This is a genomic window from Peptoniphilus sp. HMSC062D09, assembly GCF_001811425.1.
GTDB lineage: Bacteria > Bacillota > Clostridia > Tissierellales > Peptoniphilaceae > Peptoniphilus_A.
This window is the reverse complement of sequence record NZ_KV804738.1, coordinates 35,454-55,166: the sequence shown is the minus strand read 5'-3', so window position 1 is coordinate 55,166 and position 19,713 is coordinate 35,454. Positions and strand designations below refer to the sequence as shown.

The 19,713-nt window shown below is 29.7% G+C and carries 18 protein-coding genes and 1 pseudogene; 1 reads left to right on the top strand and 18 read right to left on the bottom strand.

The genetic code is table 11. From position 1 onward, the window contains the following. Positions 1–1,251, bottom strand: a complete 1,251-nt coding sequence (locus HMPREF2801_RS07490; RefSeq protein ID WP_070611528.1) for a ParB N-terminal domain-containing protein — start codon at positions 1,249–1,251, stop codon at positions 1–3. A gap of 292 nt (positions 1,252–1,543) precedes the next feature. On the opposite strand from HMPREF2801_RS07490, the gene HMPREF2801_RS07485 reads away from it, so the two are divergent. Beyond that, the gene (locus HMPREF2801_RS07485) at positions 1,544–2,500 is read left to right on the top strand and encodes an Abi family protein (protein WP_070611525.1); all 957 of its coding nucleotides are present in this window, start codon (positions 1,544–1,546) and stop codon (positions 2,498–2,500) included. Between the two features lie 167 nt (positions 2,501–2,667). Here the strand turns inward: HMPREF2801_RS07485 and HMPREF2801_RS07480 are convergent. The 17 genes and pseudogenes from HMPREF2801_RS07480 to HMPREF2801_RS07400 form a co-directional block, all read right to left on the bottom strand. Continuing rightward, positions 2,668–4,230 (bottom strand): annotated as a pseudogene (locus HMPREF2801_RS07480) (recombinase family protein). Beyond that, complete coding sequence (locus tag HMPREF2801_RS07475) at positions 4,223–4,639, bottom strand: recombinase family protein (RefSeq protein ID WP_019131795.1); 417 nt, start codon at positions 4,637–4,639, stop codon at positions 4,223–4,225. Before HMPREF2801_RS07475 ends, HMPREF2801_RS07480 begins: the two are co-directional and overlap by 8 nt. Beyond that, the gene (locus HMPREF2801_RS07470) at positions 4,632–6,194 is read right to left on the bottom strand and encodes a recombinase family protein (protein ID WP_070611523.1); all 1,563 of its coding nucleotides are present in this window, start codon (positions 6,192–6,194) and stop codon (positions 4,632–4,634) included. Before HMPREF2801_RS07470 ends, HMPREF2801_RS07475 begins: the two co-directional genes overlap by 8 nt. 59 nt (positions 6,195–6,253) lie before the next feature. Beyond that, a complete protein-coding gene (locus HMPREF2801_RS07465; RefSeq protein ID WP_070611521.1) occupies positions 6,254–6,463 on the bottom strand; it encodes an SHOCT domain-containing protein in 210 nt (69 codons plus the stop codon). A gap of 541 nt (positions 6,464–7,004) precedes the next feature. Beyond that, positions 7,005–8,822: an ATP-binding cassette domain-containing protein gene (locus HMPREF2801_RS07460; protein WP_070611519.1), complete on the bottom strand. Its 1,818-nt coding sequence runs from the start codon at positions 8,820–8,822 to the stop codon at positions 7,005–7,007. 20 nt (positions 8,823–8,842) lie between these two features. Then, the gene (locus HMPREF2801_RS07455; RefSeq protein WP_070611517.1) at positions 8,843–9,397 is read right to left on the bottom strand and encodes a hypothetical protein; all 555 of its coding nucleotides are present in this window, start codon (positions 9,395–9,397) and stop codon (positions 8,843–8,845) included. Beyond that, complete coding sequence (locus tag HMPREF2801_RS07450; RefSeq protein ID WP_148130089.1) at positions 9,384–9,920, bottom strand: hypothetical protein; 537 nt, start codon at positions 9,918–9,920, stop codon at positions 9,384–9,386. Before HMPREF2801_RS07450 ends, HMPREF2801_RS07455 begins: the two co-directional genes overlap by 14 nt. Positions 9,921–9,996: 76 nt before the next feature. Continuing rightward, entirely contained in the window at positions 9,997–11,235 is a 1,239-nt protein-coding gene (locus HMPREF2801_RS07445; RefSeq protein ID WP_070611513.1) for a hypothetical protein, read from the bottom strand. Beyond that, positions 11,225–12,115: an ATP-binding cassette domain-containing protein gene (locus HMPREF2801_RS07440; protein ID WP_070611512.1), complete on the bottom strand. Its 891-nt coding sequence runs from the start codon at positions 12,113–12,115 to the stop codon at positions 11,225–11,227. The genes HMPREF2801_RS07445 and HMPREF2801_RS07440 overlap by 11 nt, the downstream gene beginning before the upstream one ends. A gap of 93 nt (positions 12,116–12,208) precedes the next feature. Beyond that, positions 12,209–12,406 (bottom strand): hypothetical protein, encoded by a 198-nt coding sequence (locus tag HMPREF2801_RS07435; protein WP_019131803.1) that lies wholly within the window; start codon positions 12,404–12,406, stop codon positions 12,209–12,211. A gap of 45 nt (positions 12,407–12,451) precedes the next feature. Next, a complete protein-coding gene (locus tag HMPREF2801_RS07430; RefSeq protein ID WP_070611510.1) occupies positions 12,452–14,032 on the bottom strand; it encodes a radical SAM/SPASM domain-containing protein in 1,581 nt (526 codons plus the stop codon). A gap of 432 nt (positions 14,033–14,464) precedes the next feature. Then, positions 14,465–14,659, bottom strand: a complete 195-nt coding sequence (locus tag HMPREF2801_RS07425; protein WP_070611507.1) for a helix-turn-helix transcriptional regulator — start codon at positions 14,657–14,659, stop codon at positions 14,465–14,467. 131 nt (positions 14,660–14,790) lie between these two features. After that, a complete protein-coding gene (locus HMPREF2801_RS07420) occupies positions 14,791–15,600 on the bottom strand; it encodes an N-acetylmuramoyl-L-alanine amidase (RefSeq protein WP_070611505.1) in 810 nt (269 codons plus the stop codon). Further along, positions 15,601–16,002 (bottom strand): phage holin family protein, encoded by a 402-nt coding sequence (locus HMPREF2801_RS07415; protein ID WP_034439180.1) that lies wholly within the window; start codon positions 16,000–16,002, stop codon positions 15,601–15,603. Between the two features lies 1 nt (position 16,003). Next, positions 16,004–17,383 (bottom strand): hypothetical protein, encoded by a 1,380-nt coding sequence (locus HMPREF2801_RS07410; RefSeq protein ID WP_070611503.1) that lies wholly within the window; start codon positions 17,381–17,383, stop codon positions 16,004–16,006. Beyond that, positions 17,370–19,244 (bottom strand): hypothetical protein, encoded by a 1,875-nt coding sequence (locus tag HMPREF2801_RS07405; protein WP_070611501.1) that lies wholly within the window; start codon positions 19,242–19,244, stop codon positions 17,370–17,372. Before HMPREF2801_RS07405 ends, HMPREF2801_RS07410 begins: the two co-directional genes overlap by 14 nt. A gap of 106 nt (positions 19,245–19,350) precedes the next feature. After that, the gene (locus tag HMPREF2801_RS07400; RefSeq protein ID WP_070611499.1) at positions 19,351–19,713 is read right to left on the bottom strand and encodes a hypothetical protein; all 363 of its coding nucleotides are present in this window, start codon (positions 19,711–19,713) and stop codon (positions 19,351–19,353) included.

The following is a 19,713-nucleotide window of genomic DNA, read 5'->3' as shown; positions in this document are numbered from 1 at the left end:
CTACATTTCCTTCTTTAATTTATATAAGATATCAGTAATTTCACTAATTATTTCTCTTACTTCTATATTTTCATCTTGTGTCAATTCTGAAAAATCTTCTGGGTCTATCTCTGATAATGAATCCCTTATATTTTCCAATTCTATTAAAGTCTTAGTCCTTTCATTTTCAATTTTTCCTTTATTGATAAGCCTATCTGTAGACCTAATTAGTTTAGCTGCGCTTTCTCTTGCTTCATTATTCTGCTCAATAACTGTTTTAAGCTCATTAGAAGATTGTATAGGATTATCCTCAAACGTATCCATAATAATATCAATTTTATCATCAGCAGAAGATAAAAAATATTGTAATCTATCATTATCTTTTATTATATTATTTTTTAGGTCTCTCATAATACGAGTAGAATCTTTTTGTTTTTCAATTGTCTTAGATGCTATTAAATACACCAATACAGCATCTTTTATCTCTTCTTTTCTATCAGATTTTAATTTGTTAATTTCACCTTCTATTTCTTCAATAGGTCCATCTAACTTCAAGTCTCTGGCTAAATAAAATTTATCAATAGGATTTCCTCCAGGAGAAACAATTTCTATAAATTTTATAATCAATTCTGCCAGCCTTATGTCTCGATTAATACCTCGAGTATTTTTTGCACCAGATGCCTTTTTATATTCTTCAACAGTCATTAATTTTTCGACTTCTATAGTATTATAGACATCAAAAATACGATCAATAGGATCATAGTTTACTCTTTCCTCGCGTCCTAATTGTAAATCTAACTCTAGTTCTTTAATTATTTTCTCATCAGTTTTTGACTTTTGGTCTAGTGGTAATATTACTGCATTAAAATATTGTGGAATATTGCGTTCTCTTTCAATCATTCGTAAAGCAGTAAATCTTCTATTTCCATCAATTACTCTACCATCTGGTAAAACAACTCCAGGTTCTTGTTGAGACTTGTCTTTAATAGATTGTTTAGTGTCTTTCATTGCTTGAGTGTTAGATTCAAAAATGAATTTTTCAAAAATTTTGTTGTATTCTGAATCTCCTGGTTTAGGACTTATTAATCCATGAGTAGAGCTGTATTTTTTATACAAAGTATTTATACGTCCATTTTGGTCGTTGTAATATAAAAGATATAATGGAATTTCATAAACATCGTATTTATCATCAACCTGGTTTCGTATTGTCAACTTTTTTCTTTCATTTGTTTTTTTTAACTCATTTGCAGCTGCTTTCTGTAACAAATTCATAATACTATACCTATCCTTTCATATCATCGCTATAATTCTATCATGTTTTTAAATATCCTTATTAATTTTTTACAGCCACTTAATTTGTTTTTGAAATTAAACTTATACATTCTGCGTGGCTTGAGTGGTCAGTATGGATAAAATTGTAATTTTTTAGGGAAGCCTCGTATATGGGAACATATCTAAAAATTATTTCTTACAATCCTTGACTTTAAGTATAATTCTGCTATAATTTACTTAAGGAACAAGCCCTTGCCATACGTGGCGGGGCGTTTTTTTATGAGGTGTGTATATGAGTAAACCGTTTAAAACTTATGATGAACAAATTGAAATACTCTCAAATAGAGGTTTAGACATTAATAATCCAGAATATGCTAAGATCATTTTATCACAAGTTAATTATTATAACCTTATCAATGGCTATAAAACTCCATTTTTAGACAATAAATCTTCTAATGAGGTAGAAGATGTATATAAAGCTGGTAGTAGTTTTGAAGAAATTTATGCCCTTCATGAAATGGATCGTGAATTAAAAGAAGTTATTTTTTCTTCTCTACTCCGTTTTGAGAAACTTCTAAAAACATCCTGTGCTTATCATTTTTCAGACTTATACAGAGATGGACTATATCCTTACTTACAAATTGAAAATTATTCTGCATCAAAGCATCAGCTAAATTATGTTTTGAAAAATATAGGGACATTATCCAATGCCATAAGTAGAGAAAATAAAAATTCAAATGGCAAGAAACCTATTAAGCATTATATAAAAAAGCATGACCACATCCCTCTTTGGGTTCTTGTAAATTTCCTTACTTTAGGAAATATATCTTATTTTTATAATTCCCTAGATGAATCTCTTCAAAATAAAATTGCTAGAGATTTTGGTGAAAGATATAAAGATAGTTACCATTCTAAAGAAAAAATTAGTAAAACTGAACTTATAGACATAATTAAAATCTGTAATTTTTTCAGAAATGTTTGTGCCCATGATGAAGTCATGTATTCTTTCTCATTGAATAAAGCTGGTCAAACCGCTATATTTGAAAAGTTTTTTGATGAGAATTATACTGGAAAAAATTTACACGATTTAATACTGGTCCTTAAACTAGTTATTCCCGAAAAAGAATACCAGTCTTTAATCTCATCAATTAGCTCCATCAAAAATAAATATGAGGGCAAATTTACCAGCATCTCAATTGATGATATATTTGAAATTTCAGGATTTTCTAATAAGTGGTTATTAACCTAGCTACTTATTTTTTATTTAATTACGATTATCCTCAATTGCTTATGATAAGATTATACCAATTATATTAAGTCTATTAAGTAAAATCAAAAGACCCGACTTGGTCCGCATTATACTAAGAGGCGTGTCGGGTACTGTTATTTTTATTGTATATTTACTTTTAATACCTGTCAATTTTCTATTTCAACTTCAAGTCCTGATTTGAATATCACTTTAAGACTTTCATCATAAACTATAATCTTCTCTATAAGTTTTCTTACCAATTCTTAATCATAGCTTTCTATTTCTAATTCTTGATTATCTAAAAACTCTTCTAATTCCTTTAGTCTGCTTAGTTCGTTCTTCTCTTCTGCCATATTTAGTAGTATCTTATCTTTTTCATTTCTTAACTCTTCCACCCTTTTTGCAAGGTCTGTGTAGTCTTTTTTGGCATTAGCTACTTTTAAAAGTTCTTCTTGAACCTTCAGCATTTCTTTGTCTATTTCTTCTATTCCACTACTTCTATCACCTATGATGGCTTTTTCTACATTCTCTTTTATTATTTCTTTTAATTCTGTGCTTTCAGCTATAAGTTGATTGATTGCTTCTACGACTGCTTCTTGTAGGTCGTCTTCTTTAATAGTTCTCGCATGGCAGGCATCTGGTCCATGGGTTACTCTTGTGCAGCACCTCCAAACGGTGTACTTTTTCCCTCTGTTATTCCATGCTATTCTCCTGTAAATATCGCCGCATTTTGAGCAGTAGACAATACTTGAAAGGGCATATTTGCTGGAATAAATTCTTCTTTTTCCTTTGCCACTTACCATATTAGCTCGTCTATCCATTTCTTCTTGGACTCGCATGAAGATTTCTTTTGGTATGATGGCTTCATGGCTATTTTCTACATAATATTGAGGTGCAATTCCATCATTTTTTACTCTCTTCTTATTCAGGAAATCCACTGTATAAGTCTTTTGTAAGAGGGCATCCCCCATGTATTTCTCATTAGTTAATATTTGATTGAGGTTCGATACATGCCATTTCTTATTTCCTGCTCCATTTATTATCTTATCTTTCTCTAGCCCTTCCTTAATATCTCGTAGGCTTGCTCCTTCTAAATATTCTCTGTAGATCCTTTTTATAATTTTTGCTTCTTCAGGAACAATGACAAGTTTTCCTTCTTCGTCTTTTGTATAGCCTAAAAACCTATTATGGTTTACTTGGACTTGACCTTGTTGAAACCTATATTGAACGCCTAACTTTACATTTTGAGATAAGGACTGACTTTCCTGTTGAGCAAGAGATGCCATAATGGTAAGGAGGACTTCTCCCTTGGCGTCCATGGTGTTGATGTTTTCTTTTTCAAAATAGACTGGGATGTTGTTTTCTTTTAGTTTACGAATATACTTTAAACAGTCTAGTGTGTTTCTGGCAAATCTCGATATGGACTTTGTAATGATGTAGTCGATATTTCCTTCCATGGCTTCTTCAATCATTTTATTAAAGCCAGCTCTTTTCTTGGTATATGTTCCACTGATTCCTTCATCAGAAAAAACTCCCGCAAATTCCCAATCTGGATTTTTCTTTATATAATTTGTGTAGTGGTCTACTTGAGTGTCATAAGAAGTTGCTTGTTCATCGCTATCTGTTGATACCCTCGCATAAGCTGCCACTCTCAGTTTCTTCTTTTCTGATTCCTTGATGGAATTTCCTTTTTTCTTCTTCGCTGGTATTACTATGACCTTGCTATTCATCATCTATCACCTTGATTAACCTATACTTATAACTCGCTCGTTCAAAGGGATCTAGTGGTAGAACTTCTTCACTTTTGTATCTAAACTTGCATGGAACTCTAATGATCTCTTCTTCCTTTTCCCAAACTCGTCCCATGGCCACTGCCCTTTCTTTTAACATTTGACCTGCTTTTTCAAAGCTTTCTCTATCTATTATCTTGGGATAGATTTCATTTCCTAAATACTTTTTATTGGTAAGGATTCTTTTTACACTGGAGCTGTTTTTCTTCACGCCTGCAAGGTCTGCTGACTTTATAAGGGCATTGCCAGCAAGGTAGTTTTTAAAGATTTTTCTTATATTCTCCGCTTCTTTTTCTTGAATTTCTAATCTTCCGTCTCTTATGGTATAGCCATAACATAACCTAGACATTATTTTTCACTTCCTCTCTAAGTACAAGTCCACACTTTAAATGAAAATCAAGGGTCTCTCTATTAACAACTTGAATGTGGTCAATGATTTCTTCAAACAAGTCATCTTCAAAGTGATCTATCATTTCACTTTTTCCTAAGATTCCTATTAATTTTTCAAGTTCTCTTATTTCTTCATCATTTCCAAGGATGGCTTTTTTAATTCTTTCCTTTTCCCTGAGTAGATAACTTTCTTCACTAGAAATTTCACTGCTTTCTTTTGCGTAAACACTTGCATCTAAAACTCCCGAAGTTATTAGTTTGCTTAGAACCTCTTTTCTTTCCTTTAGTTTTTCTAGTCTTTCTTCAATTCCATTTATCTTCTCGACTTCTTCCTTGCTGTCCACTCTCTTTAAGGATTCTAAGAGTGGTGTAAGGATACTATCTTTTCCAAAGACTAGCTTGTTTACTAAAGTCGCAAATGCCAGTTTTATGTCCTTGTCTTTAATAAACTTCATATAACATTTATTAATATCTTTAAGGTGTTCACTGCAAGTCCAAGCTATATATTTTTCTTTGCCATTATAGTGATGTCTTCTTTTAAAGCTTGAACCACACTCGCCACACTTTATTTTCCCCGATAGGCTATATCTATTTTGGTATCTTTTAGTGTTTTCTCCATTTCCTTTTGCTATAGCCCTTATCCTTATTAGGTCTTGAACTTTCTCAAAGTCCTCTCTACTTACAATGGCTTCATGGTTGTCTATTATCTTATACTGGTCTTCTTCTCCCTTATTCTTGTGTCTATTATAATTTTCATCTGTATAGGTCTTTTGGTAGATGACATCGCCTATATATTTTTCATTTTTTAAGATTCCGTTTATAGTCGATCCATGCCATTTTGCTCCTTTTTGTCCTTTAATCTTTCTTTTATTTAAGTCTTCTGCAATTTTATGTGTTCCCTTACCTGAAAGATACTGTTCAAATATTTCTTTTATGATTTTTCCTTCTTCTTCATTCACTACCATCTTTCCGTCTATATTCTCATAGCCATAGGGTGGACTTGATATGATAAAGGTTCCATTTTGAAATCTTTTCTTTATGGACCATTTGTTATTTTCTGATATCGACCTGGACTCACTTTCTGCAAGGGATGAAAGTATGGATAACATCAACTCGCTTTCCATGGTTCTTGTATCAATGTTTTCTTTTTCAAAATAGATACCAATGTTTAAATCGAGAAGTCTCCTTACGATTTCCAAACAATCTGTCGTGTTTCTTGCAAGCCTTGAGATTGATTTGGTTAGGATAAAATCTATTTTTCCGTCTTCACAGTCTTTTAGCATTTTTAGAAGACCGTCTCTACATTCTTTCTTTGTTCCAGTGATGCCTTCGTCAAAGTATAGGCCTGCAAAAGTATATGAATTGTTCTCTGCTATCATCTTTTCGTAGTGTGCCTTTTGTGTTTTAAGACTCACCAGTTGAGCTTCCTCGTCTGTAGATACTCTTGCATAGGCAGCAACTCTTAATGTAGATTCTTCTTTTTGATTTGCTTCTATTTTTGTTATCTTTTTCATCGTCTCACCTCTCTTTCTCTTAGTGCTATATTCCCGTACAAATGACTATATATCAAGTCTTATAGCAATAATTCTGAAAGAATAGGTCTGAATTTTTTAATGTTCTCTCTCCTAATTTTCCTATATTCTTCAAGGCTAATTTCATCTAAAAGAAAGAGGTCTTGGATGAACTTATCTGATAGATAGAAATTAAGCTCTGCCTTTAAATCCCTTTCAGTATATTCAGTCTTTACAACTTCTTTTTCACATTCAAGCTTCTTTACTCTCATACTCCACCTCCTATATCACAGGCAAAGAAATTAAGGCTATTTTTAACCCTAATTTTCTTTCCTCTATATTCCTTAGGACAAATGGATTAGTTTTGAGTAATGAATTTTCATGAATATCGAAATTCTTGAATAAACAAAAAAGACCTATTAGTATTTCAATTGAAATACTAATAGGTCTAAATAGCTAATTACATTTTTATTTGTTAATTTGTCACTATCAAATAATAGGTTTATATCATTTTTTTAATGCCTTTTTTAAATATAGAGATGCTAGAACCCCTATGAAAAAGAAAATTATACTTATGTAACTGGAAGGTTTACCATCGAAAAAATAATAAATAAAAAATATATTCCACGCTAATGGAAATAATAAAATATACTATCAATATAATTTAATTCCACTAAAAATCCATATAATTGATATTTACCTACAAAAAAGATCGGACTACACGCTAGTATTGTTATAAGTGAAATTGTAAATATTTTATTTTTCATTTGAAATATTCACTTGAATGGAATCTCAGTTTTCTGAATGTTTTGGTCAATTTTTTATGTCGTTTAAGATGTTATAATCCTGACTATTATAAAGTTTTTTATACAGTTCATTCTTTAAAAGCGTCTGATGAGAACCACTAGCAACCATCACACCATGATCAAGCAATATTATTTCATCAACTTTTACAAGATTTCTCAACCTATGCGATATTATAATATTCATTATTTCACCATTATTTTTATTTATCAGATTAAAAATATTTTCTTCAGTTAATGAATCTATAGATGATGTTGGCTCATCCAGAAGCAGAATTTCAGATCTGTTGTACAAGGCTCGTGCTATAGCCACTTTTTGCCATTCTCCTCCAGATAATTCAATCCCTCCAGCTACACTCTTATCAAGTACATTATCATAGTCAAAGTTCAGTTTATCTTTTTCATTATTATAAATATTAATTTGCGAGAGGATCTCATTTATACCATTATCAGAAATTAATTCATATTCTCCTGAATGCGAGCTTCCAATACTTATATTTTCTCTTAACGAAAATGGATACTTTATAAAATCTTGATGTACTGTATCAAAATATTTATAATAGTTATTTTTATTTACATTATTAATTAATACTCCATCGACTTTAATTTCTCCTTCCGTTGGGTCATACATACCTAAAATTAATTTTGTTAAAGTTGTTTTTCCTGATCCATTCAAACCAATTATTCCATAATTTTTCCCTATTTTAAAAGTATAATTAAAATTTTTCAAAGCAAATTTATTACTGTTTGGATATCGAAAACTAACATTTTCAAAAGTGATTTGTTCTACTTTTCTATTCAAATTAACAGTTCCTTCATTACTTTCTTTTAAATTCATTAAATCAAAATACTTTTCAATATATAAACAACTCTCATATGAACTCTCCACTGAACTAAATAAATTTGTAAGTGATTGCCTAACTAATTCCATGGTTTGAAAATACATTATTGCTGACCCAATACTTATTTTAAGTTTAGAACATCTTAATATTATCAAAATTATATTCACAGTATTTGTTATCTCTTCTAATACTGAAATACATATTGATCGCTTAAAATATTTTGATTTTATAGATTTATTATTCTTTAAATTATTGTCATATATTATTGTCATTTTACCTATTAGTATTTTGACAGAACTGTAAACTTTTGTTTCGACAATCCAATTATACTTTGTTAAAATAGACTTTAAAATTTCAATATATCTAATACTTTCTATTTGTTTATTATATTCATTATATAGTTTTTCTAAAGCATCAAATTCATTTATAATATTAAGAATTGAACTAACTATACAAACAAAAAAACATAACATACTAAACTTAATTATTATATACGATACACTGACCATTGTAATAAGATTTCGTATCATATCCATAACTATATCTAACATCATTTTATTTTTAGAAGTAGAGTCTTTGTATACCATTTGTATTAAATTATAAGTCTTCGAATTATCAAAACTCTCCATCTTTAATCTGCTAATCTTTTTACTTATATTTATAGTAAAAAATTTATCTAGCTCATTAAAGTATTGAAAACTATAATAATCATTTATTTGCGTAATAACACGTATTAATAACTTTACCATTGAATATACACAAACTGCTCTTACAAATATGTACGTATCAATAGTAAAGTGTTTGATATAAAATGAAATCCCATCTATAAGATATTTATAAGCAATAACTATAGTAGAATTTAGTATTCCCAAAAATATACTACTCACTAGTATAATCAAAAATCTGATTTTACTCGCCTTATACATAAGGCCAATACTTAAGTATACATACCTAATAATAAAAATGATTTTTTTATACATCTTCATAATATATCCCCCAAAGTCTACTATGAAATAATAATTATCTTTGCGTTTTTTATGTATTGAGACTGAAATAAATTGTAGGACTCTATAGTGATATTTTCAAGACGCAAAACAAATTTTTCTTTATTTATGTGATTTATCGGAATTAATCCATACTTATAAAATAACGAACATGAGTTAAACAAATAGTAAGTATCAGATAAATCCATCTTAAGAAAATCCCTTATATTGTTTAATCCTTTATCGAATTCCCGAATTCCCGCTTCATCATAGATGAGTGAATTTGCTTTTTCTAATATTATGGAGGACAAATCTATATCAGAACATATATTAATTTCAGTAAAAATATTTCCTATCATTATTGCCTTTATATTAAAATTTATAAAGCAATTTATAGTATTCAAATCTATATGTTTTAGCAATTTTTTTAATCGGTCCTTTAATATTTCTTCGTAAATTAAAAATAACAATTCTATCTCTTTATTACCTACTACAGAACCAATATCCAATAAGATTTTTAATTCAAAAAGTTCATCGTCTCTTATTTTATTAAAACTATAGACATCAATATTTTCCACTGTACAACCTCGTAATTTTTTCTTGTATTTTCTTACTTTCCAACACATCCTTCACAATTCCTATATAAAATATATCCACAATATTAAGTTGAAAATATTTTTTAATCTTCTTTAAACTACATGATCTTATTGAATTAGAACTCCCTATGGGCAATTCATCTAGTTTTTGACTTATTAAAACTTCATTAATTTTCAATTGTCTCTTATTAGAAAGAAACTTTTTTTCTATCTCCTTTAACACTTCCTTCTTAGATTCTATAAAACACATATTAGTCCTTATTGCTACTTTTCTTTCATAAAGTTCACTATTATTTATGATTCCAAGTGTGAAAAAAAAGGATTGTATTATAAATAACAAATCTTCAAATACATCAATCTTTCCTATAATTATCTCTATACTCACATAATCAGTCTTTCCTTCAATAAATAATGATTTATTGAAATATTCCTCACTTTCAATCATATTTATAATAAAATGTTCCAACAAATGCGCCCAGCCATCATGAGGTTCTCTAATTTTCATAATAAAAGAAATCCTATAGTTCTTAGATTTAGAATCTACAATAATTGACCCTTGGTTATCTAATATAAGCATATGATTATTTATAATTTTCATAATTTCTTATAGCAAGGATATTTAATATAATACTAAAAATAATTATTATTACTAAACATATCGGCACCATTGCATATGCTTGCAATATATGGATATTAAAAATCCTAAATATAGGCCTGTAATTTATCAATAAAGACTCCCCGTTGTATAAATTTATCATTGATACAGATAATATTTTCTTTAGAACTCTACCTGCCCCTTCATATAAGACTAAAGGGATAAAGTTAAGTGCTAAAACTATCGAAACTGAGATTAATGATTTTTTTGATATTATAGAAACAATCATATTTATTATAATTGAAAAAACTGTTATTAAAACTCCTAGCATCAGAATCAACAAATAAGCCTGTAAAAAAGTTAAATTATACACACTATTCCAATACGTTTGATATAGCTGTATTGGTGCATTAAATCCATCTATTCCAAATAATAATAGAATTACAAAAGCATAGAGTAAATGCGGTAATAAAAACATCAAAGCTCCTGTCCATATGCCTGACTTAATCTTATTTTTTATTATTCTTTTTTTACCCACTGTAGCAAATAAAATTTCATTCATATTATTTGAATAGTCCATTGTAAAGGTATTGGAAACCACCACATTACTAAATATGGCAAACAATATTGAACTTATAAAGAAATCGCTCAATAAAATCTCCCATCCTTTATAATAAGTGTATTCTATTGGTGTTTTTAATTTGTCATTTTCTTTTAATAAAAAATTTTTTTCTCCATCGGTAAATTTGTAATTTTTAAATTCTGTTTTATCTAAATAGGTATTAAGCTTAACTTTTCTATTAGTATAAAATGTATCAAGATCATCAAAAGAAAGGGTATCAGCTATATTGAGATCAAAAGAATTAAAAGGAGCATAAGACTTTGCTATTAAAATCATAATATCATTATATTTTTGTTCATACTTAACATATCTTGATGTATCATCTAAATTATCATATTTCCCACTAATTACATCTTTGTGTATAGAAAGATATTTGCTTAAAAATTCTTCATCAATAAATTTGCCATATATCGAACTTCTATCTTTTTTTTCAGCTTTCGTCGCTGATAATCCTGTCAAATAACTTAAACCATCATTTCTATATACATAATAATTTCTCGCATTTATGTTTTTAAAAGAAATTACAGCTATGTAAATTAAGAACAAAAAAATTGAAATTTTAAATAGCTTGTTTCTATATAGTTTTCTAAATTCAAAATTCATAACTATCATCCTTTTTTTCTGAGTAATACAAGTAAACATCTTCAAGATTTGCGTTGATTTTTATTGAATTATCTATCGGCTTTGATTCAGATAATAAAACTACTTCATAAAACCCACTTTCATCTTCTTTAATTTTTCTTATCGGATATTTGTCTCTAAGAACCTGCAATGTTTTAGCATCTGTTTTAACCATCCATGTCTTTCCGTTCATGGAACTTACAACCTTATTCACACATTCATTTAAAACAACTTTTCCGGAATCTATAATTACTACATTATTAGCAATATCTTCTATGTCTTGTATTATATGAGTTGAAACAATGATTATTCTATTTTCAGCTATATCATTTAAATAATTCTTTAAATTAATACGTTCACTTGGATCTAGACCAGCCGTTGGCTCATCAAGAATTAGTATTTTTGGATTGTTTATTAAAGCTTGTAAAACTCCAACTCTTCTTAAAGTTCCCCCTGACAAATTTTTTAATTTATATTTTAGAAATTTATCAAGAGATAATGTATCAACTAAATCTCCTATAACAGTATTATTTTTATTAGAGATATTTTTTGTCCTTTTTATATAATTTAAAAATTCGATTACGGTAAATTCACCAATCCCTCTAAAATCCTGTGGTAAATATCCTAAATTATCATAATACATCGTTTCATTATCGAATAAATCAGTATCATTTTCTAAATTGATTCTTATTTTTCCAGATGTTAATTTGTAATATTTTGTAATTAACCTAATTAGCGTAGTTTTTCCAGCACCATTTGCTCCTATTAAGCCATTAACCCCCTCTTTAAAACTGAAATTAACAGACTTTATTATAGGCTCATTTGATATTTTTTTTAATACTTTACTTCCTGTAATTTCCAAAACTAACCTCCTCAAAATATGTATGTATTAACCAAACAGAATTGCCTTTTAGGCGTTAAACTACTAAACTTTCAACTTAAAACTAATTGTGTTTTATCCAACTACAGCACTATTTGAATTGTGATTACGTACATTTCCAGGTGCACAAGCACACCCACAATCTCCAGGCCACCAAGCACCAGATTTACCAGTAGAGTGGTTTTGTGCCTGAACATTACAATAGCATCTGCATGAAAATGCTACATCATCAGTAACTTCTTTTTTATACATAGGATCTACAACTTTTAACATAAAAATCCTCCTTATCTAGGCAATATCTGTCTAGTTAATACCTTTTTAATACAAAAATTCATCTTTAAGAATAGAAAAATCCAATTCTTTTTCAAGAGCCTCATGATAAAAAGCCAATTGATTTTTTATTCTCAATCTATTTAAATCACATTTCTTTTCATGGTAATCTTTATCTATTCCATTCTCCAACATATTCACAGCATAACATGTTCCACATAATCTTATTGCCCAACAATTCTGACAATACTTTAGAGAACAGCTCTCATATTCATTTATATAATACTTTTCAATAGATTCATAATCTAAGCCATCATCTATATTGCCTATACTAGGGGACTTTCCAACCCTTTCACAGGGATAAAAAACACCCTTAGTATCTACATATAATCTACGCATACCTGGTAAACAGCATCCATTAAATGGATAGTTGGCCGATACATTGTCAGATATGTATCTAGTATTAATTCTAATTAATTGACTCTTGATATAGTTAAAATATAAATTATTCTTATTATTTGAGTCAAGTCCTTTGTTTTTCATGGTTTTTTCCTCAGACCATTGTTGTAGTGGATCTGAGTATACTAAATCTGATTCATTCACAAAGTACTTTATGTATCTATCGTCGTCTTTTAATGTTTGTAAAAAGCCACCATCATCTAAACTACCTTCATCTGGGTAAGTAATCATAATAGAGAAATCTTTAGGTAGAAAATTTAAACTTGAATAGAAATTATTGACACGATCTAATTTTTCAAATGTATACGGTGGAGTAAAAACCATATTTGCTGATAAAGAAAATGAACTATCAGGTTCTTTATTTGCCTTGTCACAAATTAATTTAAATTTTTCAAATACTACTTCGAATGTATTCGTTCCATCAGCGAATTGTCTATATGAATTTTGACTTTCTCTATCACCATCTAAACTACAAACCAAATTAAAGTTTGGTACACTTATAAAATAATCAATCATCTCTTCAGTTATAAGTGACAAATTAGATGTTAACGAAAAACTTAACATGTTTGATCTATCTCGAAACTTATAAATGGAGTAGTCAATTACTTCTTTTATTAAATCAAACTTTATTAAAGGTTCTCCTCCATAAAAAGTTATAGCTGTATATTTACTATTTGATGAATGATCATAATAGAAATCTACCGCTTTTTTGGCCATCTCTGAACTCATATCTTCATTTTCAAAATTACAATTATGCTGAAACTCTTCATTATATATACAATACTTACATCTAAAGTTGCATCTGCCTGTAACCTTTAATATCAACTGTTCCATTTCATTATTTAAAATTTTTTCTAATTTAAACTTCGAATGATTTTGATGTGAAAAACTACGAGGCTCTATTGCTTGTAATAAATTCTCTTGTTCAATAAAATCTAAAAAATAATTCAAGTAATTTCTATCTGTGTCAATTTTTTCTATTGAATCATTTGTAGACTTAAGTATGGAACTAAGAATATGCTTAGACTCTTTATCAAGTGTGATAACTTTTCCTGTTCCAGTATCATAAAAGTAGCTACTATTTCCAGTATCGAATATTGTACCTAATCTTTTTGCTGTATTATTATTCATTTCCTTATTAATAATTTGAATTAAATTATTTCTACACATGAAAAACCTCCTAAGACACATAATGTTTGTCATCTATTGTTGACATAATTATACACCAAACAATCTATTTTAATCAATAGTAGTTTTTAGTATTATCTAATTAATTTTTGAATAAACCAGATTATGAAAATAAATAATAAAAATATGTGAACTTCATAAATTTATAAATCAATATTATCTGATAGATTCAAAATTAAACGTAACACCATTAAAAAGTAAAAACTCATATTAATCTCTGTGAAATTTTCATAATTGTACGGAGATTAATATGAGTTTTTAATTTATTCCACTAAATACTCAAAATAATCTAGAGAATTTAATGGATATATATTTTTTTAATCGTGATTAATTTAAACTAAATAAGACATAACTGACCTATTTATACTAGATGTATATAACTTAACTCCAGGATAAATATTATCTTATATAAGATTAGCCTAAATAATAAAATAATTCGTATATATTGGATCCAAGTGCTTTTGAAATATCAAACGCAATCTTGACTGATGGTATTTTTTTTAGATTCTCCACATCACTTATATATTGTCTAGTAACGCCTACCATTTCTGATAAATCACCTTGTGTCATGCCCTTTTGTTTTCTAATCTTCTTTGTATTATTACCCACTTAGCTTAATTACCTCTTTCTAATTTTTGATGTATTTCTTTATATTTTAATATTTTAAGTTAATAAAACGGCATTGTCAACAATTGTTGCCTATAATAAAAAATAAGAATTGATTCCTCTAACTTTATATATTAAATTAATTTATTTACTATTTTCTGAACAGCATAATAATCATATCCAGCTTGAGTTAATCTTCTTTTTCTTTCTTCTCCATTTCCCCATTTCCCAATTATAACCTCTCTTGCTAACTCATCGATTGTCTTTCCAGTTGGATAAACTATCTTGCCATTAACATCGAATACTTTTAAACCAAATCTATCGGCACATCTTTTAGCATTTTCTAAATTCTTAAATGCACCTTTCTGACTTTTAACCTCAGACCAGGATTTTCTAACTCTATATAGTCCGCCAGTTTGTTTACTAACAGTTTTATTGCCTCTTAGTCTTTTATTGACTTCGTTTGCAATATATGGAAACTTACTGCCAAGGTATGGTCCTGGGCAGTTAGTACTTTTATACCATTCGTGTTTTTGAAGGACACCATCTTTGCCTCCAGTATAGGTACAAGGATAGATTCCATTTCTCATACAGATGTCTGTTACTAAATCAATTAGTCTATTTAAAACATAATCAGAAACCAACCACTGAGGTCCTCTCGTAGAGTTCCCTACTTCAATTGTGACTGCTCGATTGTCACACCAGGAAGATGAAGTTGTCCACGCTCTGTTCGATTCATCTACTCCTAAAACAATGACTCCATCGGATCCTAAATTGTAGTTAGCCGATGCTCGTCTTGACCTTGGCACAAATACTCCAGCAAGATTTCTACCATTTATAACTCCAGCTGCGTGGTGGATAGCTATTTTAGTAATCTTCTGATTTCTTCTTCCACTATGGTTAGGTGACAGAATTGTTGCTTGTACTAATGGGCTATTACTCATTTATTTCTCCTCCTTGAATTGTTCTAATACTCTTTTTAATTTTTCTGGTACTGGCAAACCTAGTGCTACAGAATTTTCCAAAATAGAAAGCCCTTCATTTGCTATATAAAAAAAGATGATGGCTGTTCTTATCATTGTTCCATCACCTTTAATTAAATTTACATCACATAGGTTTGCTATGCCTACAACTATAAAAATCATAATCTTTTTAGCTATCCCTTTAAATCCTATGGATGAGGATAGCTTTCTTTCGACTCCTGCTCTTAAAACTCCTGTCAAATAGTCAGCTATTACAAAAGCAAGTAGTGTGTAGATAAAAGCATCAACGCTTCCAAGATAAAATCCCAACCATCCTCCGATAGCTGTAAAGCATACTTTTAGTATTTCAAAGAATTTGTTCATTTCATTCCTCCTCAGTTAATGTATAGGTTATTTTCATTGTCTTATCTGCCGTTTTTAATATTGGACTTGCTAGGTTGTTAATTGTTCCAAGATATGGAGTATGAAGAAATAAAAGTTTGTAAAACCTCTCCTCATAACCTCCAAATCCAATGACCAATGGCCCGATTGTCTTTGGATCCATCATTAAATTTGGTATTCCCTCTCCGCTATAATCAGAAACACTGTTTACTATGACTTGGTCTTTTTTATCAATTGCAAATTCATAACCTAATATATAGTCTCCCCACTTATATAGGTAACAGTATTCTCCCCCATATTTCGAAGTCCTAACTTCTTTACCTAATTCTATAACAGAAATATCTACAGGATTATTGATATTAATTTTATAGATTTTATCCGCACTATATGAATTTATCGAATATAGGTAGCCATCTTTAATACAGCTATATACATATCTATGACAGTAACTTCTATTTTTTTCATAGTAACTTCCTAATTTACCTAATCTTATTTCATTTAATGCCCACTCATCTATTTTCGTTGAGTAATCATTTTTATTTATTTTTATTCTTATTAGCTTATCTCTGTAAGTTCCAAAACCATACCAATTTCCATCTTCTCCGTCATAAAAACAACATTCGTTCCAAGTACTCAATTTACTAAAAAACTCTGATACGTCAATTGTTATCCTTTCCTCATTTTTATATCCTTTAGTGTAAATTGGATCATTTAAACCTATATTCGTAAATGGTTCCTTAAGTTTAACTAATTCTATAGATTTGTTGTCTAAAGGCCATATTGAAACCAAGGTGTTGTTTTCAACATCTATTTCAACACATCCGTTATATGCGTCCGAGACTTCTCTGTTTTTCCATAAGCTAATTTTATTTAATAATAAGAAGGGATCTTTACCATGAGTGTCTCCATAAAAATGTTTCCCTCCTCTATAATGTGTTAATGCCAATGAAGAGATTCTTCCGTTTGCCTGTGATGTAGAAAAGTCCCAGACAAACTTGTATCCATTTTCAAGAGGGGTTGATTCATTAAGATTAGCTGAACCTCTTCTTGGGGCATCCGTTGAATTTACATCGTTGGATGCATAACCTATTATTTGGTTATCTGAAGGAGCAAATATTTTATTTGGATCTTCTTCTAATTTATCCTCAAATAAAAGGATTCCACCATAACATTTAGTTGCTATAGGAAATATTTCTTTTTCATATTGAGTAATTCTCGAATCACCCATAGGGTACATTAACCCCATAGGATTGAGCCTTAATAAATCTGGAACTGCATTCGTTATTAAGTTTTCATCTTCATATATCTCCTTCCTATTTGTCCTCACATCAGTTAGTTCAATGACTGATTTACCCTTGAGCATTTTCTTCTTCCCCCTTATCTTTAAATTCTGTAGTTATTTCTTCTTTATATTTTCCAAGCATTAATCCTTGATATTTAAATCTTCCTACCTTTTCATTAAATACTAGTGGCCTTGGGACTTGTCTTTCTACTTTGTATTCAGCCTTCAATTTCCTAAGCACAAATGAATGACTAAGTTCTATTCTCTTCCAAGATTCATCAATCTTAATCTTTCCATCCCAAGCCTCTGTAGAACCTAGAGATTGACCAGATATAGCTGCGATAGCATTATCTTTTCCAATCATTGCTTGACCAGACTCAAGTCGTATTAAAACTGAAAAATTGTTCATCGTCTTTTCCTGAAGTTTAGTTAACGGATAAAAAAGATTTAAAATGTGGTCACCGCTCAGGTAGGTTTCCTTTGGAATGTGATGTTCTATTTTCGTATCATTAAAAACGTAAGTAACAACTATCCTTGTTGGTATTTCTATATTTTCAATAAAGTCTAATTCCTCTACTTCTTCTTTTTCTTCAAACTTTGGAGGATCATAGGATTTTCCATCATTATTTAAAACCTCTACTTGCTTCTTAACCTTTCTTGATATCTTTCTAGTTTTTTCTTCAGTATCACAAATTATATTTAACAAGATAGATGCATTAAAAATTGCCTCTGTTTCTTTATTGGAGGCAAATTCTATACGAATTATTGGTGTATCTGTTGTAGAAAGACTAAAGGCAGAATAATTGGAGTAGGCATGCACTACTAATTTTTCAGATTCTATCTGGTTTAATAGTCCAACTATATTTTTATCATTCTTACTTTTAGCCTTTGATAGGTATGGATTCTTTCCTACACCAAGAATTCTGTGTTTTCCATTTATCTTGTACTCAATGTCAGTAATAAGCCCTTCAATCTTTTCTTCTTCGTAAGAAATAGCTATCCTATCTCCTACATCGAGGCTGGGGTCCCCTATGGTTACCATATCAAAAGGTGTGTGATGAATTTTACAAATTTCAGTAAGAAGAGCCTCACACATTCTTTTTCTTTTTTCTGGAAGTCCTAATTGCATTAAAGGATTTATTCCAAGGTTCATAGTTAATCCATCATCATTTTCTAAAGAATAGTATTCAGCTATTTTAGTCTTTGCATTTGTTGAGTTGATGGCTGTATATCTTGTCTTAAAATCTGATATTGATGAAGAAAATCTTTCTCTTGTTTTAATTTCAGTTGATATGCTTTCTGCATACTTCTTTAAAACCAACTTACCATCACGAGAAACCCCAGCAAAAGCACCAAGGGTCGATGCTATATAGTGAATAAAGTCCCTGTATGTTTCTATATCATGGTCTTGATAAATTGCCAAAACTTCCTCACCATTTACAAAAGCTTTTACCTCATCTTCTGTCATACCTAGTTCTACCATGCACTTCTCACATGAAAGACTTAGTAATTCAAAGGCCGTGCCAAAGGTATCTGTTACTGGGAAATTCTTATCAAACCTAAGCATATAGTCATAACCTTTTAGTTCTAAAATTTTCTTAGACCTATTTGCCTCAGTGACATCAAAGATTCCCATTGGTATGGTTTCTATCTTTTTGCTTTCTAATTCTTGATGGTAAAAAAGTTCTAATTTGGAATCCTCTAAAGAATACCTATCTATATTTGAAAAAAGGCTAATTCCAAACTCTCCAGCATAAACTGTACCTATTTCAAGTTCAGAAGATCCAGAGCATGAACGATGAATGTATCCAGACCCTTTAAGAATATCTTTATTGGTAAATGGAATAGTAGTTTCGTCTTTTAAGATGATATTTCCCGTCCAATAAAATTTACGAGAATTCTTTTTGATTGCTGTTTTATATTCTTCACTTGTAGGGAACAACTTATCACCTCCACTTCTTTACATTAGTCGCTTTTTGACAAATCAAAGATTTGAAACAAAGCGACATCTGACCTACCAACAAAATCATAGATTTTGGGTTAGGTCATTAGTATTCCTCCAATGAAAAAGATACTTCCCACAACCCCTTATAAGAAGTATCTTTTATTAATTTGACTTGAAACTTGTCTATATACATTTGTGTCTCTTTGAGTTCCAATGTTTCTGTATCTAAGTATTTAACTTTAAGATTAGACTTGTTAGAAAGACCACTCAATGTCTTTACAAGATTAGGACTACAAGAAAAACTTACAGAAATACTTGCTACTTTATTTCTAACAATATCCCTTTGAATAGTGCCTGCTTCTGTTTCTCCTCCAGTATCTGCTTCTATATCTCTAAACTCCAAATCATAAGAATTTGGTAGAGGTAGGTCTACTCCTTCAATAATTAAATATGATTGATATTTCAT

What these genes read in the sequence shown, in the direction of transcription:
- HMPREF2801_RS07490 (WP_070611528.1), bottom strand. Translation starts at nt 1,251, where the DNA reads ATGAATTTGTTACAGAAAGCAGCTGCAAATGAGTTAAAAAAAACAAAT.
- HMPREF2801_RS07485 (WP_070611525.1), top strand. Translation starts at nt 1,544, where the DNA reads ATGAGTAAACCGTTTAAAACTTATGATGAACAAATTGAAATACTCTCA.
- HMPREF2801_RS07475 (WP_019131795.1), bottom strand. Translation starts at nt 4,639, where the DNA reads ATGTCTAGGTTATGTTATGGCTATACCATAAGAGACGGAAGATTAGAA.
- HMPREF2801_RS07470 (WP_070611523.1), bottom strand. Translation starts at nt 6,194, where the DNA reads ATGAAAAAGATAACAAAAATAGAAGCAAATCAAAAAGAAGAATCTACA.
- HMPREF2801_RS07465 (WP_070611521.1), bottom strand. Translation starts at nt 6,463, where the DNA reads ATGAGAGTAAAGAAGCTTGAATGTGAAAAAGAAGTTGTAAAGACTGAA.
- HMPREF2801_RS07460 (WP_070611519.1), bottom strand. Translation starts at nt 8,822, where the DNA reads ATGAAGATGTATAAAAAAATCATTTTTATTATTAGGTATGTATACTTA.
- HMPREF2801_RS07450 (WP_148130089.1), bottom strand. Translation starts at nt 9,920, where the DNA reads ATGAAAATTAGAGAACCTCATGATGGCTGGGCGCATTTGTTGGAACAT.
- HMPREF2801_RS07445 (WP_070611513.1), bottom strand. Translation starts at nt 11,235, where the DNA reads ATGAATTTTGAATTTAGAAAACTATATAGAAACAAGCTATTTAAAATT.
- HMPREF2801_RS07435 (WP_019131803.1), bottom strand. Translation starts at nt 12,406, where the DNA reads ATGTTAAAAGTTGTAGATCCTATGTATAAAAAAGAAGTTACTGATGAT.
- HMPREF2801_RS07430 (WP_070611510.1), bottom strand. Translation starts at nt 14,032, where the DNA reads ATGTGTAGAAATAATTTAATTCAAATTATTAATAAGGAAATGAATAAT.
- HMPREF2801_RS07420 (WP_070611505.1), bottom strand. Translation starts at nt 15,600, where the DNA reads ATGAGTAATAGCCCATTAGTACAAGCAACAATTCTGTCACCTAACCAT.
- HMPREF2801_RS07415 (WP_034439180.1), bottom strand. Translation starts at nt 16,002, where the DNA reads ATGAACAAATTCTTTGAAATACTAAAAGTATGCTTTACAGCTATCGGA.
- HMPREF2801_RS07410 (WP_070611503.1), bottom strand. Translation starts at nt 17,383, where the DNA reads ATGCTCAAGGGTAAATCAGTCATTGAACTAACTGATGTGAGGACAAAT.
- HMPREF2801_RS07400 (WP_070611499.1), bottom strand. Translation starts at nt 19,713, where the DNA reads ATGAAATATCAATCATATTTAATTATTGAAGGAGTAGACCTACCTCTA.